The sequence below is a fragment of the Anaerosolibacter carboniphilus genome, assembly GCF_014205875.1.
Taxonomy (GTDB): Bacteria; Bacillota; Clostridia; order Peptostreptococcales; family Thermotaleaceae; genus Anaerosolibacter; species Anaerosolibacter carboniphilus.
In genome coordinates, this window is the sequence record NZ_JACHEN010000004.1 from 164,436 (window position 1) to 188,798 (window position 24,363).

37 protein-coding genes are annotated in these 24,363 nt (G+C 39.6%); 1 reads left to right on the forward strand and 36 read right to left on the reverse strand.

Features of this window, described 5'->3' with window-relative positions:
* Positions 1 to 30 precede the first annotated feature (30 nt).
* The 6 genes from HNQ80_RS05035 to HNQ80_RS26215 all read right to left on the reverse strand — a co-directional run bounded on the left by HNQ80_RS05035 (position 31) and on the right by HNQ80_RS26215 (position 3,527).
* A complete protein-coding gene (locus HNQ80_RS05035) occupies positions 31 to 177 on the reverse strand; it encodes an AgrD family cyclic lactone autoinducer peptide (protein WP_184308775.1) in 147 nt (48 codons plus the stop codon).
* Positions 155 to 1,027 (reverse strand): hypothetical protein, encoded by an 873-nt coding sequence (locus HNQ80_RS05040; RefSeq protein ID WP_184308777.1) that lies wholly within the window; start codon positions 1,025 to 1,027, stop codon positions 155 to 157. The genes HNQ80_RS05035 and HNQ80_RS05040 overlap by 23 nt, the downstream gene beginning before the upstream one ends.
* A gap of 163 nt (positions 1,028 to 1,190) precedes the next feature.
* Positions 1,191 to 1,661, reverse strand: a complete 471-nt coding sequence (locus HNQ80_RS05045; protein ID WP_184308779.1) for a hypothetical protein — start codon at positions 1,659 to 1,661, stop codon at positions 1,191 to 1,193.
* Between the two features lie 12 nt (positions 1,662 to 1,673).
* A complete protein-coding gene (locus tag HNQ80_RS05050; protein WP_184308781.1) occupies positions 1,674 to 2,231 on the reverse strand; it encodes a hypothetical protein in 558 nt (185 codons plus the stop codon).
* A complete protein-coding gene (locus HNQ80_RS05055) occupies positions 2,228 to 3,382 on the reverse strand; it encodes an FtsK/SpoIIIE domain-containing protein (RefSeq protein ID WP_184308783.1) in 1,155 nt (384 codons plus the stop codon). Before HNQ80_RS05055 ends, HNQ80_RS05050 begins: the two co-directional genes overlap by 4 nt.
* Before the next feature lie 19 nt (positions 3,383 to 3,401).
* Positions 3,402 to 3,527 carry a hypothetical protein gene (locus HNQ80_RS26215; RefSeq protein ID WP_279288957.1) on the reverse strand — a complete coding sequence of 42 codons (126 nt, stop codon included), beginning with the start codon at positions 3,525 to 3,527 and terminating at the stop codon, positions 3,402 to 3,404.
* A 192-nt stretch (positions 3,528 to 3,719) separates the two neighbouring features.
* Here HNQ80_RS26215 and HNQ80_RS05060 point away from each other — a divergent pair, with 192 nt between their 5' ends.
* A complete protein-coding gene (locus HNQ80_RS05060; protein WP_184308785.1) occupies positions 3,720 to 3,932 on the forward strand; it encodes a helix-turn-helix domain-containing protein in 213 nt (70 codons plus the stop codon).
* Positions 3,933 to 3,946: 14 nt separating this feature from the next.
* Here HNQ80_RS05060 and HNQ80_RS05065 read toward each other — a convergent pair whose 3' ends face one another.
* The 30 genes from HNQ80_RS05065 to HNQ80_RS05205 all read right to left on the reverse strand — a co-directional run.
* A complete protein-coding gene (locus HNQ80_RS05065; protein WP_184308787.1) occupies positions 3,947 to 4,243 on the reverse strand; it encodes a phage holin family protein in 297 nt (98 codons plus the stop codon).
* 11 nt (positions 4,244 to 4,254) lie between these two features.
* On the reverse strand, positions 4,255 to 4,476 hold the full coding sequence (locus tag HNQ80_RS05070) for a hemolysin XhlA family protein (protein ID WP_184308790.1): 222 nt from the start codon (positions 4,474 to 4,476) through the stop codon (positions 4,255 to 4,257).
* 7 nt (positions 4,477 to 4,483) lie between these two features.
* Entirely contained in the window at positions 4,484 to 5,212 is a 729-nt protein-coding gene (locus HNQ80_RS05075; protein ID WP_184308792.1) for an N-acetylmuramoyl-L-alanine amidase family protein, read from the reverse strand.
* Between the two features lie 187 nt (positions 5,213 to 5,399).
* Positions 5,400 to 5,705: a hypothetical protein gene (locus HNQ80_RS05080; protein WP_184308794.1), complete on the reverse strand. Its 306-nt coding sequence runs from the start codon at positions 5,703 to 5,705 to the stop codon at positions 5,400 to 5,402.
* Positions 5,702 to 8,395 carry a hypothetical protein gene (locus tag HNQ80_RS05085; protein WP_184308796.1) on the reverse strand — a complete coding sequence of 898 codons (2,694 nt, stop codon included), beginning with the start codon at positions 8,393 to 8,395 and terminating at the stop codon, positions 5,702 to 5,704. The genes HNQ80_RS05080 and HNQ80_RS05085 overlap by 4 nt, the downstream gene beginning before the upstream one ends.
* Positions 8,396 to 8,405: 10 nt before the next feature.
* Positions 8,406 to 8,954 carry a putative phage tail protein gene (locus HNQ80_RS05090; RefSeq protein ID WP_184308798.1) on the reverse strand — a complete coding sequence of 183 codons (549 nt, stop codon included), beginning with the start codon at positions 8,952 to 8,954 and terminating at the stop codon, positions 8,406 to 8,408.
* Entirely contained in the window at positions 8,947 to 10,011 is a 1,065-nt protein-coding gene (locus HNQ80_RS05095) for a baseplate J/gp47 family protein (RefSeq protein WP_184308800.1), read from the reverse strand. Before HNQ80_RS05095 ends, HNQ80_RS05090 begins: the two co-directional genes overlap by 8 nt.
* On the reverse strand, positions 10,004 to 10,453 hold the full coding sequence (locus tag HNQ80_RS05100) for a DUF2634 domain-containing protein (RefSeq protein WP_184308802.1): 450 nt from the start codon (positions 10,451 to 10,453) through the stop codon (positions 10,004 to 10,006). Before HNQ80_RS05100 ends, HNQ80_RS05095 begins: the two co-directional genes overlap by 8 nt.
* A gap of 1 nt (position 10,454) precedes the next feature.
* Complete coding sequence (locus HNQ80_RS05105) at positions 10,455 to 10,838, reverse strand: DUF2577 domain-containing protein (protein ID WP_184308804.1); 384 nt, start codon at positions 10,836 to 10,838, stop codon at positions 10,455 to 10,457.
* Positions 10,838 to 11,824: an XkdQ/YqbQ family protein gene (locus HNQ80_RS05110; RefSeq protein WP_184308805.1), complete on the reverse strand. Its 987-nt coding sequence runs from the start codon at positions 11,822 to 11,824 to the stop codon at positions 10,838 to 10,840. Before HNQ80_RS05110 ends, HNQ80_RS05105 begins: the two co-directional genes overlap by 1 nt.
* Positions 11,825 to 12,238: a phage portal protein gene (locus HNQ80_RS05115; RefSeq protein ID WP_184308807.1), complete on the reverse strand. Its 414-nt coding sequence runs from the start codon at positions 12,236 to 12,238 to the stop codon at positions 11,825 to 11,827. It lies immediately after the preceding gene.
* Positions 12,239 to 12,248: 10 nt separating this feature from the next.
* Positions 12,249 to 13,484 carry a phage tail tape measure protein gene (locus tag HNQ80_RS05120; RefSeq protein ID WP_184308809.1) on the reverse strand — a complete coding sequence of 412 codons (1,236 nt, stop codon included), beginning with the start codon at positions 13,482 to 13,484 and terminating at the stop codon, positions 12,249 to 12,251.
* A gap of 239 nt (positions 13,485 to 13,723) precedes the next feature.
* Positions 13,724 to 14,260, reverse strand: coding sequence for a hypothetical protein (locus HNQ80_RS05125; protein WP_184308811.1), 537 nt, complete (start codon positions 14,258 to 14,260; stop codon positions 13,724 to 13,726).
* A gap of 43 nt (positions 14,261 to 14,303) precedes the next feature.
* Complete coding sequence (locus HNQ80_RS26220) at positions 14,304 to 14,426, reverse strand: hypothetical protein (RefSeq protein WP_279288958.1); 123 nt, start codon at positions 14,424 to 14,426, stop codon at positions 14,304 to 14,306.
* A gap of 56 nt (positions 14,427 to 14,482) precedes the next feature.
* On the reverse strand, positions 14,483 to 14,881 hold the full coding sequence (locus tag HNQ80_RS05130) for a hypothetical protein (RefSeq protein ID WP_184308813.1): 399 nt from the start codon (positions 14,879 to 14,881) through the stop codon (positions 14,483 to 14,485).
* An 18-nt stretch (positions 14,882 to 14,899) separates the two neighbouring features.
* Positions 14,900 to 15,328, reverse strand: coding sequence for a phage tail tube protein (locus tag HNQ80_RS05135; protein WP_184308815.1), 429 nt, complete (start codon positions 15,326 to 15,328; stop codon positions 14,900 to 14,902).
* Positions 15,329 to 15,343: 15 nt separating this feature from the next.
* On the reverse strand, positions 15,344 to 16,423 hold the full coding sequence (locus HNQ80_RS05140; protein WP_207726861.1) for a phage tail sheath C-terminal domain-containing protein: 1,080 nt from the start codon (positions 16,421 to 16,423) through the stop codon (positions 15,344 to 15,346).
* 14 nt (positions 16,424 to 16,437) lie between these two features.
* On the reverse strand, positions 16,438 to 16,872 hold the full coding sequence (locus HNQ80_RS05145; protein WP_184308817.1) for a phage tail terminator family protein: 435 nt from the start codon (positions 16,870 to 16,872) through the stop codon (positions 16,438 to 16,440).
* A gap of 12 nt (positions 16,873 to 16,884) precedes the next feature.
* Positions 16,885 to 17,304 carry an HK97 gp10 family phage protein gene (locus HNQ80_RS05150; protein WP_330602761.1) on the reverse strand — a complete coding sequence of 140 codons (420 nt, stop codon included), beginning with the start codon at positions 17,302 to 17,304 and terminating at the stop codon, positions 16,885 to 16,887.
* Positions 17,305 to 17,312: 8 nt separating this feature from the next.
* Positions 17,313 to 17,672 carry a phage head closure protein gene (locus tag HNQ80_RS05155; RefSeq protein WP_184308819.1) on the reverse strand — a complete coding sequence of 120 codons (360 nt, stop codon included), beginning with the start codon at positions 17,670 to 17,672 and terminating at the stop codon, positions 17,313 to 17,315.
* On the reverse strand, positions 17,659 to 17,925 hold the full coding sequence (locus HNQ80_RS05160; RefSeq protein ID WP_330602762.1) for a head-tail connector protein: 267 nt from the start codon (positions 17,923 to 17,925) through the stop codon (positions 17,659 to 17,661). The genes HNQ80_RS05155 and HNQ80_RS05160 overlap by 14 nt, the downstream gene beginning before the upstream one ends.
* An 11-nt stretch (positions 17,926 to 17,936) precedes the next feature.
* Positions 17,937 to 18,248 (reverse strand): hypothetical protein, encoded by a 312-nt coding sequence (locus HNQ80_RS05165; RefSeq protein ID WP_184308823.1) that lies wholly within the window; start codon positions 18,246 to 18,248, stop codon positions 17,937 to 17,939.
* 13 nt (positions 18,249 to 18,261) lie between these two features.
* The gene (locus HNQ80_RS05170) at positions 18,262 to 19,440 is read right to left on the reverse strand and encodes a phage major capsid protein (RefSeq protein ID WP_243182989.1); all 1,179 of its coding nucleotides are present in this window, start codon (positions 19,438 to 19,440) and stop codon (positions 18,262 to 18,264) included.
* Positions 19,440 to 20,150: a head maturation protease, ClpP-related gene (locus HNQ80_RS05175; RefSeq protein ID WP_184308825.1), complete on the reverse strand. Its 711-nt coding sequence runs from the start codon at positions 20,148 to 20,150 to the stop codon at positions 19,440 to 19,442. The genes HNQ80_RS05170 and HNQ80_RS05175 overlap by 1 nt, the downstream gene beginning before the upstream one ends.
* The gene (locus HNQ80_RS05180; protein WP_184308827.1) at positions 20,137 to 21,300 is read right to left on the reverse strand and encodes a phage portal protein; all 1,164 of its coding nucleotides are present in this window, start codon (positions 21,298 to 21,300) and stop codon (positions 20,137 to 20,139) included. The genes HNQ80_RS05175 and HNQ80_RS05180 overlap by 14 nt, the downstream gene beginning before the upstream one ends.
* A 15-nt stretch (positions 21,301 to 21,315) precedes the next feature.
* A complete protein-coding gene (locus tag HNQ80_RS05185) occupies positions 21,316 to 22,911 on the reverse strand; it encodes a terminase large subunit domain-containing protein (protein WP_184308861.1) in 1,596 nt (531 codons plus the stop codon).
* Positions 22,912 to 22,936: 25 nt separating this feature from the next.
* Positions 22,937 to 23,263 (reverse strand): RNA polymerase subunit sigma-70, encoded by a 327-nt coding sequence (locus HNQ80_RS05190; protein ID WP_243182991.1) that lies wholly within the window; start codon positions 23,261 to 23,263, stop codon positions 22,937 to 22,939.
* 111 nt (positions 23,264 to 23,374) lie between these two features.
* Positions 23,375 to 23,689, reverse strand: a complete 315-nt coding sequence (locus HNQ80_RS05195; RefSeq protein WP_184308829.1) for an HNH endonuclease — start codon at positions 23,687 to 23,689, stop codon at positions 23,375 to 23,377.
* Positions 23,686 to 23,895, reverse strand: coding sequence for a hypothetical protein (locus tag HNQ80_RS05200; protein WP_184308831.1), 210 nt, complete (start codon positions 23,893 to 23,895; stop codon positions 23,686 to 23,688). The genes HNQ80_RS05195 and HNQ80_RS05200 overlap by 4 nt, the downstream gene beginning before the upstream one ends.
* A 136-nt stretch (positions 23,896 to 24,031) precedes the next feature.
* On the reverse strand, positions 24,032 to 24,363 hold a 332-nt coding region (locus HNQ80_RS05205; protein ID WP_207726862.1), incomplete at its 5' end, for a sigma-70 family RNA polymerase sigma factor.

A 24,363-nucleotide genomic window follows, 5' to 3' on the forward strand; every position in this document is an offset into this window, starting at 1 on the left:
TTAGAGAAAAGGGAAAAATCCCCTCTCTCTCTACAGTAATTCCTCAGGCATTTCTTCTTGATATAATCCAGATAAACATGCTTCAGCTGCTTTTGATGCTAATGCGCTTACAAATAAAACGATAGCCGAAAAAGTAAAAAAATGAGCTAATAATTTACCTGCTATGTTCTTTTTCATCCTCCTTCACTCCCTTCCTTTTGAGTTTTTCAGCAATGATTTGATTGTAATATTCTTCTATCTCTTCATTACTGCTGACCAACAGCATTTCTTTATGTAAGTCTATTGGCTCCTTGTCATAAAGCTCCATGAAAGTCTCATAGTTCAGTGTCCTACGTAAAAGACTTACATTGGAGTATAAAAAATATATAACGATTATAAAAAGTATTAATAAATCCATTTCTGTGAAGGTGATGCTCTGGAAGTCTTTTTGGCGAATGTATATATCCGAAAATCTAGTATTAATAAACAACGAGCATAGTAGAAATGTTATCAAAGTGAAAGCCGTATATTTAGATCCAGGGGTAAGGTCGTCCCATTTTTTTCTAAAGAACACATTCCTCTTGAGCCTAATATCTTTTAGATAAAGAAAACATATGATCAGGAATGAAATAGTTCTATTAATAATTGACAGCTGGAGCCGATAGTATAAAATTCCGTTTTGTTGCACGCCTTCCTTAAATATTAATGTGAAAGCTGGGACCACAAATGTCTCTAAAACCATAACGAGCATCATAGTAATTCCGGCAGAAAATAACGATCTCCTTATATTGAAACCAAGAAATCCATAGACCAGGGCTATTGTAAATGTACTAGAAAGATTAATATAAACAATATTGCTTGTGATTGTTCTGATTTTGAAAGCTGTGTAGGTTATAAATGCTATAGAGATAATCAACTTCAATGCCATCTTTATGGAGAACATTTTTTTTATTTCTTTGCCTTCAAATAAAACAAGCGGAAAAGCAATCGCAAAAATTACCTCTGGCACCATGGCGAAAATAATATCTTTTAATGGCATAATCTCCATATGTAAATCCTCCCAACATTTTTATTTATCTAGATAATACCAAAATTCTTTAAAAATTTACACCGAAATATCGGGACAAAATTCGACAGTTTGATTGTAAAATAGCTTTATAGAGAACATAATAAAAGCCTAACGTTTTATAGCTAGGCTTTTATTATGACATTTATTTCAATCCACTTATAACCTTTTTAATTATTTCACCTTTAGATTTCTTAAAGTTTTTAACCACCTGAGCCTTATTTTTAGCGCGTGTAACTTTACCAACCTTGAAGTATTTAGATATCGTCTTTCCACCGAGGCAAGTCAATAAGAATGCATCATAGATTAAATCATTGTCTTTATAATTCTTTTCGATCATGCGGAATTGCTTCCCAGCAGTCTGCATTTCAAATTCTATTTGCTTTATAATACTGCCTCGAGAATAGTCATCCCTGAGCTGAAAATATATTTTCTCTCCTCTCCAACCCAATAGATCCCATCCGCTGCTCATGTATTCATCTATTTTCTTTTCTGCATACTCTATCTGTGTTTCCTTCCAGAGCTTACCTACCACATCCTGATCTGCACCATATGCTGCGCTATTCATGGCCAACATTGCTGCCACTGTCATAGTAATTATAAATTTACCTTTCATGGATCTTCCCCCTTATTTTCTTAATATATCCTCGATATTACTAAGATCCTCTTTGACCTGGATAATCGTTAGGTCATTTATTTGGGGTATGTTTCGATTTGTCACAGCTATGATCCTAGGAAACACTCCTCCAAAATACTGTTTATAGGCTCCACTGTATAGTAGTTTCTTGTACTTCTCCACATCAAGAGGTGTGTTTGATATCTGCACCTCCAGAAAGGCCACATAACCTTTCCCTCTATGCCTATAAGCGATCAATCCATCACACCTAAGATGCTCGATTGTAACTTCACTTTGAAAGCTCACAATGTCTATAAGTTCACTAGCAGCTGCATAGAAATCTGTTGTCAATAGGCTATGCCGCCACTGCTTAGGCTTCCTGATATAGTAGCAGTACTCTTTTGTCGTTAGATCCCGCATCCTTTTTACCTCTTTATTCTCGACCATGGTTTTCAATCTTTTTTGAGCCATCAACAAAGATGGAAAGTATAGTTTTGCTATTGTGCTTGTACGCATGATCTTATATTTTTCTATAGCATCTATAACACTTAAATCCCTTGAAGTAATCATTTAATCACCTCTAAGAATGAAAAGTCTTTTACTTCTCCGCTGATATCATCCTTTTCAATGTGTTCCTGATTCTGCTCAACATAAAAAGACTTTAGTAAATCCCGGGCTCTCTCTGGCGTAAGATTCATAGACTGAAACTCTTTCAGCTTACCAGCCTTAAGAAATCCATGTCCTTTCCCTCTTAACTTCTCTAACCCATTCTCTTCAATGATGATCCGACTATTGATTTCGGTAGCTGTTTTTAGTCCAACAATAATTGGAATATTGGCTCGGATATCTCCGTCAATTATCTTTGCGCTAGGCCGCTGGGTTGAAACTACTAAATGAATGCCACATGCCCGCGCTTTTGATGCCAACTCTAATAAGATATTTTGACTTTCCTTTTCTCTTCTAAGGTCCGCAAATTCATCTACGAAGACTATCTGGTAATCTAGCTTCTTATTTTTAAATCGCTGATTGTATTCTTTAATGTCTACTACATCGTTCTTGAAGAATAAATCATACCTTCGATCAACTTCACATGATAATTTATGCAGTAGTTTCTCTGCTTCTCCTCGATCCCTGGCGAAGTTCTCTACCATGCCGCACTTTCGAAATATCCCAAACTCTGCCCCCTTCTTCAAATCGATGAGGTGTAACTTTATATCTCTTCTTTTCTTTGTCAATATGAGGTTTGTGATAATGCTACGCAGCACAGTACTTTTTCCGCTTCCAGTTTCCCCAGCTATTAATACATGAGGTGCGCCATCTGCTAGATCTATTTTTAATAACTTCCCACCGTGGGTATATCCAATTACGAGATCTACAGGTCCTCTTGTCTCAGTCGCTTTAAATTCACATATTTCTAATTCTGTCTCATATACTTCAATAAGAATATTCTTATTCGAATATTTGATATCAATTTTTCTATTCAAGTATTGCTCTATGGCCTGCTGCTTCCTTAAGAAATCGTCGCAACCGAGTCCTAGAGGTAGCGTAAAGCGCAAACAGTATCCATAGAGCGTTCTTTTTTTCTCTTGCAATTTTGGATACATCTCATCTTTGTACAAGCCACAATTTTTAAACAGAGTTTTCCAGTTAGCGTATTCCATTCCAGAAAACATCAAATACCCTAATCCCAAACCTATACTACCGATTGTCAGTGTGAACACCTAACCACCTCCAACATTTTCACTTTATTCTATCTTCCCTCTCGTCTTCCTGTTTTTGGTTTGGCTCACCCCCTTTACCATCCCCCTGCTTCGCTCCACTTCGTTCCGCTCCGCTTATACTTTCCTCAAAAAGTATCTCTAGCATAGTAATATAGCTATTCTTTTGTAAGTTATTGACTTCTATCTGACTTATAGGTTAACTTACTTCTAACTTATGCTGCCAATTTTAGATTATTGCATGTCCACTACAAAATTTTCTTCATTTTTTTAAAGGTTATCTCTATTTGAATACGGAATAATATTCATGTATAGTAGTTATAAAGGGGGTTTAGCTATTATGTCAATATCATATAAAGGACTTAAAATACAGCTCGTTAAAAACGATAGACAATTGCAAGATTTAGAAAATGATCTAGGTATTGCGTGGGCAACCATCTCTAAGATCAATAAAAACGAATACTTGACATTGAAGACATTGGAAAAAATAGCCACATATTTAAATTGTGATATAGGTGATTTAGTTTCTGTGGTAAAAGAAGTCAAAAAATAAAAAAAGCCGGAGCACTAAGCCCCGGCATTATCTTTCTTGAATATCTCGAATGTATTCTTGATGTGTTCATAAAACCCTATGATGATCCAGCCTATCACGAATCCGATGATTGCTCCTGCAATGGATGCCTCGATCAAGACCCACCCAAGGGTCCCAGCTGCAACCCATATCACCCATGGGATGATCTTATTATTTAAGGTTGTATGCTCCTTCAACATATACCCCAACACCCAAAGAGCTGCAAACATAAGCATCCATGGATTCTTAAGTACTTCCTGTAAAATGATAATGACATTATTTAACTCTTGCATGTTATCTCCTCCTATTTATATTGTATTAATGCGGCGATTAGCCCCACAATAATAGCTCCAGCGATTGTCCGCCAGAGCCATTTTTGATTATCCTTAATCTCCGCAATATCTTTTTCATTTTGAATCGCTGTACTATGGGTCTGTTCAAGCTTTTCTCTCACACTGTTATAGCCATCAATTTTGGTTTCTAGCCTCACCAGTCTTTCTAATATTTGCTGCTGTATAGGGTCCATATAGCACCTACTTTCTTAATTGATTGATCCTTGCTGCCGCTTTTTCGATCATGATTGCTGCATATTCTCCTTTAACAACTTCACCTGGCACCGCATTTTGTAACCAATAGTCGGGTGTTGTGGTGATTCCTTCCTGGATAAAAACATCGAGTGCCTTTTCTAAGGCCGTTTTCTCCTTTTGAGGTGCCTTATATGGATGCCCTATATGCTGACAGAAAGCTTTTACAACGGCCTCTGCATACTCTTGCCAATGCTCCAGTAACCGTTGTGTATCATTCGCATTGTCAGCGAAGCCATACTCCACAATTACTGTTTGTACGTTGCCTGTCTCTCGGTGCATGAAATAATAATCCTTTGACGGGTTAGAAGGAAGGGTTCTGGTAAATACCCTTCTCTTTTTCTGGCCAGCTGCAGCAATGGCATCTAAAATCCCATTCGCCAATTTTCCGTCCCCATAAATACTGTAAATAGTCTCTGCTCCTTCGCCGCCTCCAGCATTAATATGGTTTGAGATACAGTACTTTGCCCCTGACGCTTTTACAAGGTTGGTTCTCTGTCCGGATGTAAGGGTGATATCTGTTGCTCTTGTGAGGCTGACGGATATGCCTAGTTCTTTGAATCTTCGCTCCTGATACTGTGATATCTGTAATACTAAATCTTTTTCTTTCCAGTATTGGTTTGTGCCTCCTCCTGGATCTGCTCCGCCATGACCAGGATCTATAATAATCGTCGACATGGTTCCTCTCTCCTTTCAGACATAAAAATAACACCCTCAGGTGTCTATGTCACAACTATTCTGTAAATAGTTTCGCTACTGCATCTCTAATTTTCTTCAACATTTCCAGTAGAGCTGCCATTCTCCATCATCTCCTTTGCTTTATTTTTAATTTCTGCAAGCTTTTGAAGCATCTCTTCTTTTGTCATTATTCAATACCCCCTAGTAAGATTGCTTCTATGATTGTTGTCAAATCATATATACTTTGAGCAAGTATATTTTTCTCTAGTTTTAATTGCTCTATCTCAGATAGTGGTTGAGGTAATGGTGTAGGATCATGGGCATCTATGATCTGTTGTACTGCTTCTATATTTTCCTCATCATCTATAAATACACTATTATCTCGTATTGTACTGGTCCCATCTTCACAAAGTGGATTGATCAAGCCTTGTGCTAATAATTCGTCCATTAACTTACTTGAATTTACTTCTTTTGTGATTTCTAGTTTTATCATTCGGTCACCTCCAATGAAAACCACGTGGCGCTATCACTCAGCACGTTTAATGCCCCGCCAGACCTTTGTCTTACTTGCACTTCGAAATAATCACCCGCTACCACGTCTACTATGGATGAAACAACATTTTGTCTTACATCTCCGACATCTGTAGACGGTCCAAACTGACTATATGGCATACCTTCAAAAGACACACCATTTTTTAATACTCTTAATAATCTATAACCTGCGGTACTTGTTGCCCATACAACGCAAGCAGACACCCGTATTTTTGATACGCCTTGCGGTATCACAAGTTTTGTAGGGCTGTAGATATTCCAAAAATCATTTGTATCATAGCCTTCACTAGCAAACGATAGAATAGTTAGCGTATCATTCGGAATACTTTGGTTGCTAGATAATTTCACTCTAGCCCCTTTATGCTTCATATTTTTAACAATAGCAGGTATGTCCCCTATCTGCCTTACAGCCTGTTTCTGTAGGTTTTTAACAGTCTCCTGTGCCATTTCGTGGGCGGTTCTAAGGTTCTCGGCGTGTGTGCCTGTGCCTTCGAATAGTTGGCAATTATATTCTTCGGGTAGGACTTCGTATAGTACCCAGTATTCTGCACCGACTCTATCTAAAGAATCATAGGTTGTTTGTGTAATATAGCACCTTACTACTCCCCCATATGCCGTGGATACATATAGAAATATCCAATTTTGGGTATCATCGGTCATTACTCCATCTTTTACTCGAATAACCTTTAATATATTTTTAGGTTTATTTTTAAGCTGGGAAGATAAACCTGCATAATTAATATGGTAATATCCAGAATTTAAAGCAGGATTTACTTTTTCATACACCAACCCACTAGATACAGCTATCGTGTTAATACCTTCTGAAAGCGTCGGCAATTCACAGATAGAAGGAATGTTAATTATTTCTTCCACTGGTTGGGCTAGGGCGTAGTATAGGGTGTAAGGTTGCCAATAATTATTTATAGGGGCTTGCGTAGTTGGTAAAGTAGTGGTTCCTCCTGTTAATGCACCATCTGATTCTCTTCTGTAAGCCCATGCCTTTGTACCTGTGCCGTTATACGGTACGGTACCATTAGGATTAGCTGCACTATCATACATCTTCCAACCCATGAAAAACGCCTTTATCTCGTCGGCTGTAGGGGTATAAGATTCGCCCCAGCCTGTGTCTGTGTCTGCTACGGTAATATTTAAGTAAGACCCATACCCGTGCATATCAGCTTTATCCCATGTCGAAGTAAAACCAAGTAGAATCGCTCCGTTATACTTAGTAATCAATAAATTATTATCGAATAAGTTAAATGTATTTGGTATCGATACTCGCTTAAATCCAGCATAATCAGCACTGAACGACCATGTAAGACTACCATCTAAAATCAATTTTTCGACTTTCTTGATCTTCTTAAATACACCATTTTCATACTTCAATTTGTCAACGTAGCTGCCTATTTTCCCTAGCATCGTGGGGACGATTGTCTTAGTCCCTCGGAATGGTTCGTATGTCGTGGCGGTTGTTCCTTCTTCAATTTGAAGATTTGCATTTAATTTAAACTCCGTTAAGTCTATGGTGGCAGAATCTAATCTTGACACCCAGTAGCGTATAAGCCTGCAATTTTGCGGTGTTGTAAAAACTTGGTCACTTACTACCGAATACCCTATATAGTTTCTATCTTTGTCATAGTAAAATATAGCAGGAAAACGATAAGCAGAGTTGATGCTCTTTATATATTGAGTATTAGGCTTTACTGGAATAAAGCTACGACCACGTACGTAAGTGCTATCACTAAATTCTACCCCATTTGCTGTACTTATCCCGCCATTCTGAATATCATTTATATCTATCAAATTTTTCCCTGCTATATCAATTACAGGGTTCAGCGTTGGTTGGGCAGAATTGACGTAAGGGTATTTCTCTAATAGTTGATCTACCGTCATATTGTTGTATTCGTCTGCGGTTATTTCAATTAACATAACGCCATCTATGATATGCTTGTTACCTATGGCACCAGGGATTCCATGAATATACGGATAAATTGAAGTTTCTGTTCCTAGATCTGTAGGTGATAACTTTAATCCGGCCCTTTTAAAATCAGTCGTACTTAACTGGAAACCAACATTTTTTATTCCTGTTGACGTTGCACTACCTTTAGTAGCATATAAATCTAATGAAGTATAATTTACATTCTTTGCATACGCACTTAGGAAGTAATATTTAGAATTACTTATTTGAAATGGTGACGCCGCTCTAATAGCTGTGGCGCTCGCTGTGGCACTGGTTACCTCAATACCATAAGTGCCGAACACCTTACTTCCACTAGTCAAGGCTCTAGTTGCATTAGCCACTGCCCATTTACTTATATCCTCACAATCCCCATCCCTACCTAAAAGGTTCACCACCATATTCCCATTCAATTCAAAATTCAAGCCACTGGCTATCTTTGCCATGATGGCCTGTACTCGTTTGTCCCAGGTATTAAGGATTATAGTCGCTGGACCAGGCCTTTCTACAACCTCAGAATCGAAATCTTCTCGAAGCGCACTGATAGAGTCTGCATTTTCTTTGATCTTAGCTTCTGTTTTTCGGTTATCCTCATTATAATCCTCTCTCATTGGATACTCGTTACCCTGCCACTGGTTTAACCCTACATATTGAGTCTTATTTTGACTTGGCATTTAACCACCTCTATTCCTGATAAGTTTCTCTTTGATCCCATGTCAAATTCAATGCATCCCACTCATCCCAGGTCTTGTTGTATGCATCGAATTGATCCCATGTTAGATAAATAAAATAGAAAAGTAGGGCTAAATGGGCAGGCTTGATATCTTCTAGCGTTGCCTTTACCACTTCTATTTCGTCAGGGATCCCTAACACATCGTTAAATGTCACCTTGATCTTGCCACTGGAGAGCTCCACATCTACATTCCCATTGGTCCATGCATCGACTACACTTTTTATTTTTTCGGCATCGATCTTGCCCTCTCCCCGGAGCTTTGCCTTGATCAAGCTTCTCCTATTGGCTAAGGATCTGCTGTAATCAATCTTAATGCCCAGTTGTTTTTCCCATATATCAAGGCCCCAGGTTGCCGTATCAATAAAATACTGCTTGTATAAATCTTCTAAAGTGCTATCGATAGAATCAAAATCCTCTCCAGCTGACTTCATGATCTCATTTACCACAGGATCCTGACGCACAATTTTGTGCAAATGTTTAATTAGTTCATTCCTAGACAATGGTAACACCACCTAATATGGCAACTTCCTTGACTCCTATTGGAATGTTATCCGACTGTCCATTCACAACCAAATCACTGTAATCCTCAACCCCTTCACTATCCAGGATCACGCTCCCAAGCTTTGCATAGGATATGAAATCTCTTTTGAAGGCAATCTCTTTAAGATATCCATCCACGGCATTTTCGATATTCGTCTGTACCTCTTCCAATCCATAGCCGGAAAGCAGCGTAACCGACAGGCTAATATTAATGGGCTTTTCTATTGCTGAAATCGCATAGCAATAGGCCCCTATAGGCGCAGCTCCTTCACCTTTACCCAATGATCCTGGGTCTATATAATTCTGAACTGCCTCGATGAGACTTTCACTTGTCGGTTGCTTGTTGCTGTCAATGATGACGATCTCCACGGTATTATCTCCTCGCTCTAGTGGAAACACCTTGGCATCTCCAACCCCTGCAATTTCTTTCGCCCATTGCAAATAGTGCCATTTGTTCCCACTGGTAGCAGGAGTTTTAAGGGCCAGGTAATACCGCTCCCTAAGGCTGGTATCTGTCTCGGCCTCATAGCCGTCATGGGTAGCCCCTGTATTGTTGACAGAGGTAATCCCCGATAAGGTTACAGGCATTTGGATGATTTGATTTGCTGGCACATTCCCAACGTCTCCGGCCACCAGGGCCTCAATATTTACGACTCCAGTATTTAAAATCGTCTTGGTTTCTATGGCTCTGAACTGAATACCGCTTGGAGTCTCAAATAAATCACCAATGTTAATCGTCCCATTACCGTTTATCATTAATTGACCCTTCGCCTTGGTAGCTTGCTTTCGGGTGATTCCTTTTCGTTGGGAGACAAACCTCTCCAGCTCACTACCGGTTAATTTATCCACGTCAACTTTCTCTGCCAATAGATTCATATTTTGATATATCTTTTCTCCCTCAATCGCAAAGGACCTCAATATGTCCCATATGGGATAGCCTTGGGTCTTGTCATATGAATCATCGATGTTTGCCAGGAGCTCATCATGGATGTTATCCCGTGTTTTATCTTCAAACATTCATTGTCACCTCCATTGGCAGCGAATTTCCATTGATCAACAATACGTCAAAGCTAATGATAATCTGATTGCTGTTTCTTTCAGTGGTAAAATTCTCAATGCGTTCGATATGGGGATGCATGATAATTTTTTCGGATATCTGCCTCTTAACCTCTGAATTAATCACCCCCACAGGAATATCCCTGCGGCCTATAAACTTAATGATCTCAAGGCCGAAATCTGTATCTTTATATATCTCAAATTTTTCAAGCTCTGTTCGGATAAGTTGCTCCACCCACATCATGATTTTTTGTTCATAGGTAGCTTCAACCATCTTTCCATCGTTAAGAACGTATTTCTTTTCGTTGAAGTCAAATAAAAATACTCTACCTAGCTCTTTTACGTTGCTGTCACTTGGCAGAGTATTGCTTGTATCTATATTAAACTTTGGAAATATAGCCATTCTATCCCACCTTATCTATTAAAAAGTAGGTTTGATCCGTGGATGCAGGAATCAAAATTACCTGGTCCCCGATCTTTAATGTATCCTTCAACGTTATCTCGCCCTCATGATCCAGCGACTCCAGGACTGTATAGGTATCGTACGTTTCCGGCGGTGGTGTTTTCGTCACAATGTCACCGCTGCTGGTGCTTGAAAATTCCCGTTTATATCCGCTCAGTACATGAGCTGCAATAATCAGATGATCCATGGTTAAGATGATCTCATCTCCAAGTCTCACCCGTGTATTGGGCGGCGGTGAAAGTACGACCCCAACCTGAGGGCCCGAATAACCCTTGTTATCTCTGTCTTTGAACATTCCAGCAAATTCTACATCCCAACTCTCCATTACTCCACCCCTAACGTAACACTAACCTTATGAATACCGTTGCTTACTGTGTGATTGTCTGATTTGATCACATATCTCCCAACGATTCCAGTTGTCGTTTCATTAAATTCTAAAATTCTTCCTGCCCGGATTTCATCATGCCCAAGCAACTCTAAGCTTACGTCTTCTTGTACTCGATTCAACTCAGAAAGATTGTTTTTCGCAATATTTCTGGCTTGGGCCTCGTTCTTTTTGTCAACGATGATGACTTCCTGCATGCTCCCATACTTCCCAATATTGACATCATCCTGTATGGATGCAAGGATTTTCGTTGATTTTTCCTCATCGGATACCACGATAACCTTGTTTTTCATCTCTTCTATGCTCGTTTTTCTGCTTGGCCTACTAATTGCAGATGTTACAGGAAAGGGGGCCGTATTGCTGCTCAATCGTGCCATAGGATTAATAAGTAAATCCAACTGCTTCTCAATATGTAAGGTATCAATTCTCATTTCCATTCGGTACTTAAGCCCTGTCTCATTGGTTACCTGCTCTAAAATATCCTTTAGGATATCGCTGATTGGCTGATCCTTATATATCTTCGTGATTGAAGTGGCTATTTTGGCAATGCTATGTTTGATTTCAAATCGATCCAGCAGCTTTTTTATGGCATCACTGGCACTAATTTTATTGAACTGAATCACCGTTTCATTTTTATTCAAGTACCATGCATAATCAAAACATGTGAACTTCTTTCCAAACCTTTCATTTGGCTCTTGACTGACAATGACAAATCGATGAAGTTCTTTCATGTCGTTGGCTAGAATGATATGATCCCCCAGCGTCAGTATATCTGAGTTTTGAAAATACTGGCTGTCGTTATAGGCATAATCAAATCCAAGCTCAACACCTAAGCTATCGATATTACTTGACCAGGATAGATTACCCACCAGCTCAGTGATATCCTTAGGCTGATTGTTTTTATATACGAATAATTGATGGGCCATTTATTTCACCTCAACAAATCGAAATTCTTTAATTTCTAAGGTGTATTGAATGTCTCCTATTCGATCCAGCCCATAGGTGAAATTCTCCACTGTGCATGGCATATTCAACACTTCTTTTCCTGCTTTATCCGTGATGATAATTCGAATAGGCACCCTTTTATCAGACCACTTATTTAAGAAATTCACATAGTCCCATCCGTTCCTTTTGTCCTTAACGAATGGATAGTTCTTCATAGGAAAAAAGGATTGAATAGACAACGTCCTCAACCCTTTTAATCCTAATAAATTTATGGTCCCCATCTGTATTGTCTCAAACTCCTCATTCTTCCTCGGTGAACTTATTTCTAAGCTAGGGGGTACCACAGGAAGTTTAATAGATTCTTCAAAATTATTGGCAGAAAATACAATGTCCATTTCTCATCACCTACCTATTACCTAAGGCTGCTTTTATTTTCCTAATAATGAAATTCGCCAAGTAATTTGCATATTCTTCATTACCAATTACATTGCCTTGTATGATGATCTGCAAGCTTATGCCTCCAGAAGCATTATCGATGATCTTCTCGCTTTTATCGGCTGGAATAATCGTCGTTCCGCTTGGGTATCTCTTGATCTCTCCACCTCGTTCATCGGTTTGGGCTAAACCACCCTTAAAATATGGCGTACCCATGGCGAGTTTTGGAATCTTAGGTATTTTAACCCCTATCGTTTTACCTCCAAGCCAACCGGGAGCCTTAAAGGATGCAAGTCCGTTGAATCCTTCAATAAGTCCATTCAATCTGTCAATCATATCATTGATGACATCTTTGATACTGCTGCCTACAGAAGTGAAAGCGCCCACAATTGTCTCTTTAATCCTGGTAAATGTATCGGTTACATTCGTATACAGTTCCAATGCCTTGGCTTTGATGGTATCCCAATTCCTCCACACCAATACCCCTATTGCAATGATAGCCATAAGGGCCAATGACCATGGATTCATCATGCCTACGATCTTGTTTATAAAGTTGAATACTTGCATGGCTTTTCCAATGGCGTATATTCCTGCACTCACTGCCAATGCCTTGGCTTTGAATGCGATAAATAAGCCTATAGCTCCGGCAATGATTGGCTCATAGATTCCCCAATTCCGCTTTACATGAGCTGCTATCCCATCAATGAGTTTGACTAAAAACTTTAGCATTTCTATAGCAGCACCAAAACCAGTCAGAAAAATGGCTTTGAAGTCAATAAAGCCATATTGGCTATGGATAAAGTCAATGACGGCCTGTATTCTGCTTTTTATACCAACAAACCCTGTAATAATTCGGTTGATTCCCTTTGTCAGTTTGACGCTGATCTTATCAAAAACGCCGCTTTCCTGCCATCTGACAAGGGTATCAGCTACAGCCTTGATCCTGCCCTTTAGCATATCCATGGCACTTCCTTGCTTTATCGTACCTTCGTCTGTAGCTCCAATGATATTCGCCAAGGCTGATTTAGTAACCCCTGTAATTGTAGACCAAAGCCCCTTGGTGTTGCTAGCCATTTTCTCCATGCCACCCTTGAACTTCTCATCCATTAGCCTCATCAATGCCTCATTGAACTTTTCTTGGTTCGTGATTTGGCCCTTATTGTTTACGACTTGGATCTTGCCCATCTTTTTATAGGCATACTCCACAATGTCAGCTTTCTTAATGCCAAATTCTTTTACAATCTGTTACCCCACTGTTTACAGTGTGGGATGGTCATTTCTGCCATCCTCTCATAGTCGCCTATGAGTTCAGACTATACCTTCATCCCATTTGGATGACCCCCGTCTAGTCGTTACACCTTCCAATAAAATAGGCTTGGCTCGGTATTGTCTTATTAATAAGAGTTTCACCGAATTTGAGGGTTGTTTCATAGAAGATTACTCTCCTAAGCGGCTAAAATTAACCGTTCTAACTCACCAGTCTGCGCATCAATGATTGCCTCGGTTGCCTGGATCAAGTCTTTATTAGTAGCTCCTGCCATATCACCAATTAGGGGTAAATACTTTTGCGCCGCCAGCCCCATTGCTTCAAGTTTTGCGCTGGCTTCAACCATTTGACCAGTCTCAAAAGGCGTTTTATTTGCAAGTTTAACAGACCATGACATAATTTGCCCTGCTTTTTTAGCGTCCTTTGTGGCTGTCTCTAACTGTGTGCGAAAACCTTCCATATTTGTAGCTTCAGTAAAGGCTGTACCAATGGTATCTCCTATGCCTTTTAGCCCTGCAAATCCAACCGCAAGCCCACCTATAGACTTTGCCACGGCGCCAAAACTACCGACAGCATTGTTTTTGAAGCTTTTTATTTGATTGTCAACATGCTTCACTTGCCTTTGCATCTGCTTGATGTTCTTGGTTGATTTATCGATCTTATTACTGAATTGATCCTTTAGGTTTAGAATCGTCTGTATGACCTTCTTTGCCATTTTCTCACCTCACTTTCTTTATAAAAATAAAAAAGGGCAACCTTTAATTTCCGTCACCCTTTCCAAATATGGCTCCATATTTTTCAGCCTCGTCCTTGTAAAACTTCTCCATGGACTTCTTATACATGATCTTTTCTATATAGGACAGATTCATGAGTTTATCCAAGTCGTGTCCCCTTGGAAGATAGAAAGCATACATCTCAAACTCCCAATCTGTCTCAATTAGTTTTTTAGAGTTTCACCAATATCCTTTACCCCTGCCATCTCCAAGATAGCCGCCCCTACTTCTAGTACCTCTCCAATATCAAACAATTTCATGACAATTTCATCGGGTTCAACACATTCATATGCCTCTTGGAGTGATGGTTCTTTTAGAATAGGAATGCTGGTATAGATTAGATATTTAAATGCAGCCACGATTTCCTTTGCGCTGTCATTGTTGCCCATCAAGTCGATAGTCTCTAGGATCACCTCATCACTGGGTCTTTGGGCTACAATCGTCCCTCCAAGGCTTTCTACATGAATATCCTTAAAGGCCAATTTTGCCTTATCCCTCTGCTCCTTCTTTGCGATCAAGTCTGTTAGTGTCAATTTCTTAATCTTATCCGTTTTCTTGCTCATCTTGCAATCCCCTTTCTATTAGATAGCATCAATTAAATCATAGTCGGCAAATTGGAAAGGCAATTCCTCTTCACCTAAAGCTTTGTTTTCAAATTTTAGGAGCGTGAATTCATCAAATGTAACCTCTGTAGCCTCAACTCGGGTATGTCCAAAGGCGGCAGGATCAGCAAGCTTCCCAACGATTTTTACGTCCGGCATCTCTCCAGATTTAAAGGCCTCTGCCAACAGCTTGGCTCCTCTGTCATAAACCTTTTGAAGTGTTATGGTTCCAGAGCCTTCAAAACCCATGTATTTTCGATGCTTTCCCAATTCTTCGCAGAAATTTACATCCTCATATTGTCCTTGGACCTTTAATTCAAAGGACTTGACCTCTGCCCATTTCTCCCCATTGACCCAAATACTGCCGAAGGTTCCATTGATCACTCTGTTTGCTTTTAATTTAGCCATCTATTTCACCTCTTTCTATAACATGGTAATGTTAAACTTCAAGTCTTCCATGGCATCTAAAATCTTAATGTTTCCACCAAGATATACATTGCTCCTAAAGGTGTTGTTTTTTACCGTTAACTCATCCCATGTCTCAGCTTCTACCTTGCCGATACTTAGCCATGCATTGCGCTGGGTTTCTATGTCCACGAATGCTTTATTGCTATAGTTGATATCTAAAATATCTTCTCCAGCAAGGGTTTTGAAATATGAATTAATGGCACTGATAAAGAGAACCTGGTTATCGTAGTTGTTCTTGTACTTACCTACGTAGAACTCCTTAAAGGTACTTCGAATATCCTCCAGAATCATATCCATAGACTCTACGATAATGATCTTCTTCATATCCTCGGTCCGATCCGTTGTGAGGGTTACGAGACTGTTCACAGCCCTTGCAATTTTGACTTCTTCCTCGTCATTGATTAGCACAAGCTCCCCATCATTAATGGCTGCTTCCACATCCTCCGGCTCTGTGACGCTCTCCAGGTCTTGCAGCACATAATAGGTAGCACTCATGGTCATGGGTAGCCCTGCAAATATTCCTGCCAGCCTTGCAAGATATTTATCCCCGGTGATTTCATCAGCACCCTTTGGCTTCACATTTGTATTCGTAAAGTTCACGATGTGCATGTCATCGGTAACCGTCGCATTAAATACCAGGGCTTTATAGGTCTTTCCATTGTTTGTATTCTGTCCTTTTACCCATGTAGTAAGGGCTTGTTGTTCAGTCGCCGATCCACCGGGTGCACAAATCCAGTTGAATTTCTTGTTCGCCAATTTTCCAACGGCATCGGCAATTAAATCTGTAGTTGTGGTGGGCACGCTTACTGCAATAACCTTGGCTGAAGTCCCAAGAAAAGCATCATTGATGTACTTTAGGTTACTCGCTGTCCAGTCTTCTGCTACAATTTCGCTAATCGCTTTATATTCTTTTAGGTCAAAGCTGCCTGTGTCATCCTTCAAGATCAATACGACAATGCCTTTAGCACTTCTCTGGACCGCTGATACAGCTTTTTGCTTAAATACAATCTCAATTTTAGGCAATCCTATAGGCATTCATTATCACCCTTTCATCTTATACTTACATCCATTTCCTCCATCATCTCTGACGGATCCTCAATTTCTAATTCTTCAATATAGTTGATATCAAAGCTAAATTCTATGATTCCTCCCTCTAGCTTTTCAACGTTTGTCTCATCGATGTGCACGATAAACCTTTCATTAATTTCAAGGGTCTGAAAAAACATATCCTCCAGCTTTTCTTGTACATCCAGCAGCTCCAGACGATGTTCATTTCTATTTCTTGCGAAATAATGAATTCTCACCGTCATAGATCTTTCCACAGCGCTGTCCATAAAGGACCCTTTACGGGCATAATCAATATCCGTAAAAAAAGAAGGTCTGTCAAAACCTTCTGTTATGTCCCTCGTTTCAATCTTTATCTCTGGAAAATTCTCCTCTATTTTGGTATTCACCGCCGTTACAATATCCTTTAAAGTGACCATCCTATCACCTTCCTATAGTCCTTTATCCAGCATTTCATCCACTAATTTATCCATATCTTGATAAAACTCGTTTTCGAACTCCTTTGCCGATTCTTCCAGGACTTTTTTACCCTTCGCAAAGCCAATCTCTTTTCCATCTCTGACAACTGCATGACCATGCTCGATCAGGTGGGCATGGGGCGCACCGTTATATACTCGGATGGCCATCTCATCACTATTGTATTTATATACCCGTCCTTTTTTAAAGCCTTTTACGTAGTTCCCCGTCTTTTTCTTAACCTTTGATTGGGCTTTTTTCTTAACCTTTCTGTTTAGCTTGGCACCTTCTTTTACAAGGAACTTTTTAACCTCTTTCGGCATTTTCTGTTTTGCCAATTTTAGAATATCCTTAGAAAATTGATCCATCTCTTTGATATCAAAAGACTCAGCCACAACATCACCTACTCGATGATTTCTTCACAGAATATCTCAAGCCATTCATCTGCATAATATGGATTGAGGATATACTTAATATCAAATCTATTTCCTCGAACTTTAAAATGCATGTCTTGGGTAATATCTTTTCCAGCACCGTATCGGACTAGGATTTTATGACTCACATTGGATAGCTTTGTGTCAGCAGCTTGGCTTTGCAGCTTTCCTGTCTGAGGTATTACTTTTGCCCATATGGTTTTTATACTTTTGTCTCGATACGCTGTCTCTTTTAGCTCATTTTTAAATTCTTCTCTACCCCATACCTCAATCTTGGTATCTGTAACAGTCAGAAGCTCTTTTGTCTTTTCTTCTCTAGATTTCAACATATGCATCAACTGCCTTTTTAAGTTGTAGTCTTAGAATCTGTGTTTTGAAATTGTCTTCAAAGTACTCTAATGCATTGTTATAGGCATATCTACAATAATCTAAGAGTAAAGATTTAGGCTCATCTTCTACATCAAAATCAAGCTCCACACCGACCAGGCCATTTAGATAAGTTTTCCCCCTAGTTATGAGATCCTGTATCATCGTATCTTCATCATCCCAGGTTATTTTCAAATAATCTCTAACTGCTTGCAACATCTAACCACCTACTTTTTAGTGGATCTCTCCCTTTTATTCTCTGTTGTTTTTACAGTCTCTTCAACTTTTGGAATTTCGTTTTCTCCTGGAGCTTCTGCCTCAGCTATTGACTTCTCCTCTTTCTGAATTTCTTCACTTGATAGTTTTTCTTCTTCAGTTTGTGTCTCTTCAATTATTTCATGGATCTCTTCAACAAAAACACCGAGAGAGGTTGAGTTAATTTCCTCAAACCTCTCTTGAGTGATTTCCAACTCCTGGTCTTTTTGATGAATGAGAGTAGTATGCTTATCTCTAAATTTCTTTACTACTTTCACTTTCATATGAACTTACCTCCTATACTGTAGGTGTTGTCATGCCGCTGATATCAAACACCAGGAATGAATCGTTGTCTTTTGGCTTTCCGTTGGCGTATTGCTTTGCAATATAAGTTCTCTCATCTTCAAGGAATTTGTAGTGATCAGAATACTCAATTTTTTGAGTAGATCCTACGCCCATGAAGTAATCTTTAGCCATACCTGCGATCATCTTACCCTCTGGCACTGCAACAGATTGAACTACTTTTGCAGGGATTGGCAATACACCATGGACATAGGTACCCGTTGCACTTAAAAATGTTGTAGCAGGGAATATTTTTGACCAGTAATCCAGTGGATTTACCACTAATAGCACGCTTGGTACTGCTCTCTTTCCACTCTTCGTTAATGGAGCCATAACATGTGTCCCCAATGTCACTGGCTGTAGATCATCCAAGGCTACAGCCGCTTTGTCAGGGTATACCCCTTCTACAACGGCGCCGTTTAAGTTTTTAATCATTCCGATTGGCTGCTCTTTTCCTGTTCCTGCCACAATAGCTAATTCTAAAGCTATGGCCAAAGATTCCATCAACAATTCTCTTACGAATCGATCTAGCCATTCAGGACCTAAATCCAACATTGCCTTGCAGACTGGAACAAATGCACTTAACTTATAGAGCGCTGTTTTCTCCTTCTTAAAGGCTGCCTCAAGCTTCTTTGTAATTTCAGCACACAAAGCGCCCCACCATGCAGCTTCAGCATCATTATTTCTTGTGATCCATTCTGTTACCCCTGTTGTGTTTACAAATTCAATTTCTGCAAGTAATGGATGGTTTTGTCTTAAGTCTTCGAAAACTCTATCAAATACTGTGGGTGGTAATAGAGTTTGAATACCAGCAAATCCACCAGCTCCTATAACTTCGTTGTAGTATGCTTTCTCTTTGGTTGTTAAAGGATTGAGTCCTCTCTTTACCATTACAGATTGATCATTCAAATTTTCATTGGCTGCCTGCTTTGCTTCCTGCAATATCCTGGCTTCAATACCTTTTGCCAATTCAACTTGAACAGCTGCGAATGCTTCACTGTCTCCATTTTCAATTGCATTCTTAATTTTTTCTTTCAGCTCCAGTTCGTTTTGTGCCTGCAAATCCAAATTGTTCATGCCCTTTGATGTGAATAACTGTAAGTCAATACCATCTTTTAGAATTTTATTTTTCATTATTCGTTACCTCCTACGTTATGTTTTTTAAAAGCATTAAAAAGAGTGGGCTTTACTTCTCCCACTTCCGCTTTCACTTCTTTCCTGTATTTGTTGAACAATGTATCTTTGATACTGTTTTCTACAACTTCTTCTTCCTTCTTTTCATCTATGATCTTTGTGCATAAACCAAAGGCCAGGCATTCCTCTGCAGTTAGATAGGTTTCATCTGCAATCAGCTTTTCTAATTCTTCTTCTGTTCCTACAAACTTACTCATATAGCTGGCCTTTACAGCGGCGTCTATCTTATCAAGATCCCCGGCAGTTTTTCTTAGCTCGTCGGCATTCCCCAAGACGATAGTCCAGGCCTTGTGGATCATCTGCATGCTGTTGGTAAACATATACACATTTTTTCCGGATGTAGCAATAATACTTGCTCCGCTTCCGGCCATTGAATCGATGTATATATCAATATTTCCATCATGCTGCTTGAATAGATTGCAAATAGCAATACTTTCAAACACATCTCCGCCGCCAGAATTGATATGGACATTTATGTCTTTCCCCTTTAAGGCCTCCAATCTTCTTTTTACTCCCTTGGCAGATATGCAATCATCTTCCTCCTCCCACCAATAAGCCTGCCGGATAACTCCATATAGATATAATTCAGCTACGTCGCTATTTTCCTCAGCTCTTACCTCTAGCCTTGTTTGGATTTTAGGCATTTCCATTCTCCCCACCTCCTTTCGCTCTTGTTTCAGCTCTTTCATAGTTCTTTGTCATCCATCTGGCCCGGCTCCACTCAGTATTTAACGGCTCCATGCCCAAGGCTTCAAGGCAATCATCAATTGAATAGGATCCAATCCTCAATAAAATTTCCAATGGGCCAGCCACATCTGAAATATCCACACTCTTTATCCTTGTGGTGTCTATTTTGAGGTATGTATTTTCCAGATAGGATTTTTTCCCATAGAGCTTTCTGTTTATTTCATCGGCAAGCAGCTCTGCCAGAGGGTTGATGCAGAAAGTCAGGAAATTGTTTACGGCCTTATCGGTATCCGCTACATTCCCTTTTAGGAGCTGCGGAGGCACTTGAAAAGCTATGGCCACAAAATCAAAGATATCATCAATAAAACCTCTAATCTCTTTAGATCCACCCTCTGTCTTGCTGTTTGTTTTGCTTCCTATCTCGTCGTACTCCAGACCATTGGTCAGGGGCAGCACAGCTCCACCTGTCGCCTCAAAGAATTTTTTAAATCTTGCAGACAGCAGGTCGGTTAAATCATTTTGGGCCTGTTCCGTCTGAGGATAGCTCGTTGGGATCTTTAATGTACCCCGTTTTGCATTGTTCTTTTTGTAATAGTTTTGACTCGCAGCAATAAGCTTCCCGTAGGACTGATAAAGCCCCTCCACTACAGTCTTGATCTTTTCGTCATGGAGTTCGAAGTGGAACACCTGAGATTCCAGGTAGGTGTTGCTCAATTGATAGCCCTCAATGACAATGTCCTTGTAGATATTTTCCTTGAATGCGTACTTTAAAGACGTAAATTCATCTGCCACGTAGAATTTTCCGTCTTGCTGTATCACCAGGCATTCATTTTCATAAACCAATTTATGTATCACATCTCTCCAGAACTTGCTGGATGACTTGTTTTGATTGGGCTCTACATTGAAAAGATAGTAGTTTTCTCCCCTCTTTTTCTGCCCTTTTTCATAGGTAAGGAACTCGCTCCTCGATACAGCGTTGGCTATAAGATTTACGCATGCCTGTACAGCCAACTCTTTGTAATATACTTCCGCAGCAATTTCTCCAACGCATACATCAAGCTTCAGCGTGCCATCGTCTTTGAATAATCCTGAGAACCAACTCCACAATCCCATTTCATCACCATCCTTCTAATACGTATAAACGCCGTATGATCTAAATTCTCCGACCTCTTCCAGATCCTCATCTTTTGTCATGGCATGCAAAAAGCAGAAAAACCCATCCGTTTTTCTCTTGATAGGTTCTATCTTTAAATATGCCTTGTTGCCATTTCTCCTGGTCTCAACATAGGTATTATTCACATACCATCGCATCAGCTTATCATCTCCAAATATCAACAACCCATTTGCAAATAATTGGCTTATAAGCGGATGGAGTTTACTATGACTGATCTCTCCAGAGCGGATGCTTTCCAAAGGCGCGCCCTCATTGTTAAAGGTTTCCTTGAGTGCCGCATACCTAAAACTATCGGCTACAATGGTTTTTATATGGTACATGCTGGCTTTTTCTTTAAACCACTCCACCACCACTTTGGGCGGTATCGTGGGCGCTCCTTTTATGATGGTAGCCAGCCCCAAATCGACGGCCTCTTGAATGTCTATATTGAACTTGGTAAACTTTATACTTTTCTCATGGATAAAGGTATGCTGCATGAAGATCCGCTTCCCGCCTTTTTTAAACAGCAGACCTACGGAACAAAAGTCTTTCAAATCCGCAAAATCAACAGCCCCTATGCACTCCAGTCCTATTAGATCAGGAATAGGTTGGTTAGTGGCTTTTATCTCCTCCCAACTTGCCACAGCTGTAGCTTCATCCTGGGTAGGGATGTTCATCCTTTTTGTAAGGAAAGCGACTTTCAACTCCGAGCTTTGATGCATATCATTGTATTCTTTTAAGATTGTTCTTTTCAGCGTCCTGTCATGGTTTATCCTCGGGATTGCTTTTTCCCACAAATCAGGATTGTCTACCTCTTCCACTGAATCCATCTTAAAGATAAAAGGGAAGAATCCATTATGGTGATCTTCCCCTAATAATATTCTTCTTGATTTTTCTTTGAGGTCATCCAATACCGATTCCCTAACGTTTCCGTCGGTGGTTATATAAAACCTCCTGGGGTTGGCAACTTTGCCAAGGCCTCCAATATGAACTGCAATATTATCATAGTTTTCATATTGATGCACTTCATCAAAGATAAGGGCACCGGGTCGTCCTCCATCTTTTGTTCTGGCATTGGAAGTACAATATCTCAATGTAGAGTTTGTCTTGCTGAAGGTGATTTCTTCCTTTGTCCTGTGGAATAATTTTTGAAGTTTCGGTGTATCCTCTATCACCTGATATACTTCTTCAAAACTGGTCTTTGCCTGTTTTTCGGAGGTGGCCACAATATCAATATCATAATTTTTGATACCATGCTTATCACTCTGTAAATAAAAGCTTGTGCAAGAAATCAGTCCATTTTTCCCGCCGCCTCTACCCATATAAACAAAGAACTCATCAAAGACCAGGTCCCCTGTGTCTTTATAGAATATCCCAGATACAAAGGCGAAAAAGAATCTTTGAAAATCCAATAGGCCGAATGGAAAGTATTTTCCCACCACTTCAACAGCTTCATAAATTTTTTCAGAATCTATTATGACATTTGGATCATCGAGGACCTCTCTGGCAAACTCCATTAATAGCTTCTGTTCTTCGCAAGCATGGACCTTCCCATGCTCGACTGCATCCATCCAGGCATCTATGTATTCGTGATATCTATAGCTCCTCATCTTCATCAACTACCTTCAAATCAGATGCTCTTATCCCAAGATCATAAAGGATGGACAGCATTTGTTTATTTACCTTTAGCAGTTCTGAAATACTCTCATTTTTCTTGTATCCTTGTTGCCCTCCTCCATTTGCCCAAAATACAGAGACTCCTCTTTTTTCAATATCCTCAATCAATTTGTTTTTAATATCCCACAGTGATAGGTAGTCCTTGGCCAAATCCTTGTAGTGAGCATGCTGGTCTAGCTTCTTTTCTTTCATCTGCTTGTTTAAGGCCCGTTCTATTTTTTTTCTTAGCTTTTCTAACTCCGTCAACTCACCCACCCCCCTACATGTGAGATTTCTCTTAAAATCTCCAGAGCCTTGACCCTCATCCGGTCCGGAGAATTCTAAATTTTTTTGATTTTTTTGACCCGGGGGGTATATTTATTCCCACCGTTCTTCGTTAATAAATTTCTTGCTAGATTCTTTCTTGATAAGCTTCTCTGGATGTTCTTCGTTATGACAAGGATCACAAAGACTTTCAAGATTATCATCAGTAAGAGCTAATTCAGGATAATCCTTAAGATGCTTTTTATGATGCACACATGTAGCTTTGCTGTATCTCCCTCTACGCTTACACTTCTGGCATTCATTATTATCTCTTATCTTTATCTGACTTCTTTTCGCAAGCCACTCTTTACTCTTGTAAAACTTTCTAGTGTCACCCTGCTTTATCGCATCGAATAATTCAATTCTCATTTCCCCCACCGTTTCTGTTTCATCTTTCTTTTTTCTCTCCGATAGCTGTCATGACTCATGCACTCCCTTACTCCTTCATACTTTTCATCAAGGTTTATTGTAATCTCTTGACACTTCTTACGTTCTGGACAATCGGTGCATAAAACCTCTGATGCACAGACAATTAAACCATTGTGGAATTTTACTCTACACAGATGTTTCTCCATGCTGCACCACCTTTCAAAGTAATTGAAGCATACTAAAAAGCACCCATTTCTGAGTGCCTTTTGCAAGGGATCGGCTAGTAGCCATTACGTGAATATATCTTTCTACTATTACCGTACATTTATCGATTTTATGCGTTTACAGCGCATAATCTGTTATGTATTCATTAATTTTTTTTAGTTTTCTTTCTGCCTGCCTTAAATTTCTAGATACATTGGACTGATTCATGCTTAATTCCTCAGCAATTTGCCTCTGATTCTTGTTTTCGTAGTAGTACATCAGGAGTATTTGCTTTTGCTTCTCTGTCAGTTCCATTTCTATTGCTTTCTGAAGAATTTTCTTTAATTTCTTGATCTGGCTTTGGTTTGTACTTTGTTGCATCTTCGATGATGAATCCATGATATAGAATAGGTAGTCTTGATTTTCGTGAGTTAGTGGTATATTTTTCACTTCTCCACCATCCTCTCTTA

Excerpts from the sequence above, each read along its gene's own strand:
- HNQ80_RS05200 (WP_184308831.1), bottom strand. The coding sequence starts at position 23,895 with ATGGAGAAACATCTGTGTAGAGTAAAATTCCACAATGGTTTAATTGTC.
- HNQ80_RS05145 (WP_184308817.1), bottom strand. The coding sequence starts at position 16,872 with ATGGTCACTTTAAAGGATATTGTAACGGCGGTGAATACCAAAATAGAG.
- HNQ80_RS05045 (WP_184308779.1), bottom strand. The coding sequence starts at position 1,661 with ATGAAAGGTAAATTTATAATTACTATGACAGTGGCAGCAATGTTGGCC.
- HNQ80_RS05105 (WP_184308804.1), bottom strand. The coding sequence starts at position 10,838 with ATGGAGAGTTGGGATGTAGAATTTGCTGGAATGTTCAAAGACAGAGAT.
- HNQ80_RS05140 (WP_207726861.1), bottom strand. The coding sequence starts at position 16,423 with ATGCCTATAGGATTGCCTAAAATTGAGATTGTATTTAAGCAAAAAGCT.
- HNQ80_RS05195 (WP_184308829.1), bottom strand. The coding sequence starts at position 23,689 with ATGAGAATTGAATTATTCGATGCGATAAAGCAGGGTGACACTAGAAAG.
- HNQ80_RS05100 (WP_184308802.1), bottom strand. The coding sequence starts at position 10,453 with ATGGCTATATTTCCAAAGTTTAATATAGATACAAGCAATACTCTGCCA.
- HNQ80_RS05180 (WP_184308827.1), bottom strand. The coding sequence starts at position 21,300 with ATGGGATTGTGGAGTTGGTTCTCAGGATTATTCAAAGACGATGGCACG.
- HNQ80_RS05085 (WP_184308796.1), bottom strand. The coding sequence starts at position 8,395 with ATGCCAAGTCAAAATAAGACTCAATATGTAGGGTTAAACCAGTGGCAG.
- HNQ80_RS05155 (WP_184308819.1), bottom strand. The coding sequence starts at position 17,672 with ATGTTGAAATCTAGAGAAGAAAAGACAAAAGAGCTTCTGACTGTTACA.
- HNQ80_RS05065 (WP_184308787.1), bottom strand. The coding sequence starts at position 4,243 with ATGCAAGAGTTAAATAATGTCATTATCATTTTACAGGAAGTACTTAAG.
- HNQ80_RS05075 (WP_184308792.1), bottom strand. The coding sequence starts at position 5,212 with ATGTCGACGATTATTATAGATCCTGGTCATGGCGGAGCAGATCCAGGA.
- HNQ80_RS05035 (WP_184308775.1), bottom strand. The coding sequence starts at position 177 with ATGAAAAAGAACATAGCAGGTAAATTATTAGCTCATTTTTTTACTTTT.
- HNQ80_RS05135 (WP_184308815.1), bottom strand. The coding sequence starts at position 15,328 with ATGGCTAAATTAAAAGCAAACAGAGTGATCAATGGAACCTTCGGCAGT.
- HNQ80_RS05080 (WP_184308794.1), bottom strand. The coding sequence starts at position 5,705 with ATGATAAAACTAGAAATCACAAAAGAAGTAAATTCAAGTAAGTTAATG.
- HNQ80_RS05095 (WP_184308800.1), bottom strand. The coding sequence starts at position 10,011 with ATGTTTGAAGATAAAACACGGGATAACATCCATGATGAGCTCCTGGCA.
- HNQ80_RS26215 (WP_279288957.1), bottom strand. The coding sequence starts at position 3,527 with ATGCTAGAGATACTTTTTGAGGAAAGTATAAGCGGAGCGGAACGAAGT.
- HNQ80_RS05115 (WP_184308807.1), bottom strand. The coding sequence starts at position 12,238 with ATGGACATTGTATTTTCTGCCAATAATTTTGAAGAATCTATTAAACTT.
- HNQ80_RS05170 (WP_243182989.1), bottom strand. The coding sequence starts at position 19,440 with ATGAAAAATAAAATTCTAAAAGATGGTATTGACTTACAGTTATTCACA.
- HNQ80_RS05130 (WP_184308813.1), bottom strand. The coding sequence starts at position 14,881 with ATGAGCAAGAAAACGGATAAGATTAAGAAATTGACACTAACAGACTTG.
- HNQ80_RS05110 (WP_184308805.1), bottom strand. The coding sequence starts at position 11,824 with ATGGCCCATCAATTATTCGTATATAAAAACAATCAGCCTAAGGATATC.
- HNQ80_RS05070 (WP_184308790.1), bottom strand. The coding sequence starts at position 4,476 with ATGGACCCTATACAGCAGCAAATATTAGAAAGACTGGTGAGGCTAGAA.
- HNQ80_RS05060 (WP_184308785.1), top strand. The coding sequence starts at position 3,720 with ATGTCAATATCATATAAAGGACTTAAAATACAGCTCGTTAAAAACGAT.
- HNQ80_RS05175 (WP_184308825.1), bottom strand. The coding sequence starts at position 20,150 with ATGGAAATGCCTAAAATCCAAACAAGGCTAGAGGTAAGAGCTGAGGAA.
- HNQ80_RS05040 (WP_184308777.1), bottom strand. The coding sequence starts at position 1,027 with ATGGAGATTATGCCATTAAAAGATATTATTTTCGCCATGGTGCCAGAG.
- HNQ80_RS05050 (WP_184308781.1), bottom strand. The coding sequence starts at position 2,231 with ATGATTACTTCAAGGGATTTAAGTGTTATAGATGCTATAGAAAAATAT.
- HNQ80_RS05125 (WP_184308811.1), bottom strand. The coding sequence starts at position 14,260 with ATGGCAAAGAAGGTCATACAGACGATTCTAAACCTAAAGGATCAATTC.
- HNQ80_RS05185 (WP_184308861.1), bottom strand. The coding sequence starts at position 22,911 with ATGGATGCAGTCGAGCATGGGAAGGTCCATGCTTGCGAAGAACAGAAG.
- HNQ80_RS05165 (WP_184308823.1), bottom strand. The coding sequence starts at position 18,248 with ATGAAAGTGAAAGTAGTAAAGAAATTTAGAGATAAGCATACTACTCTC.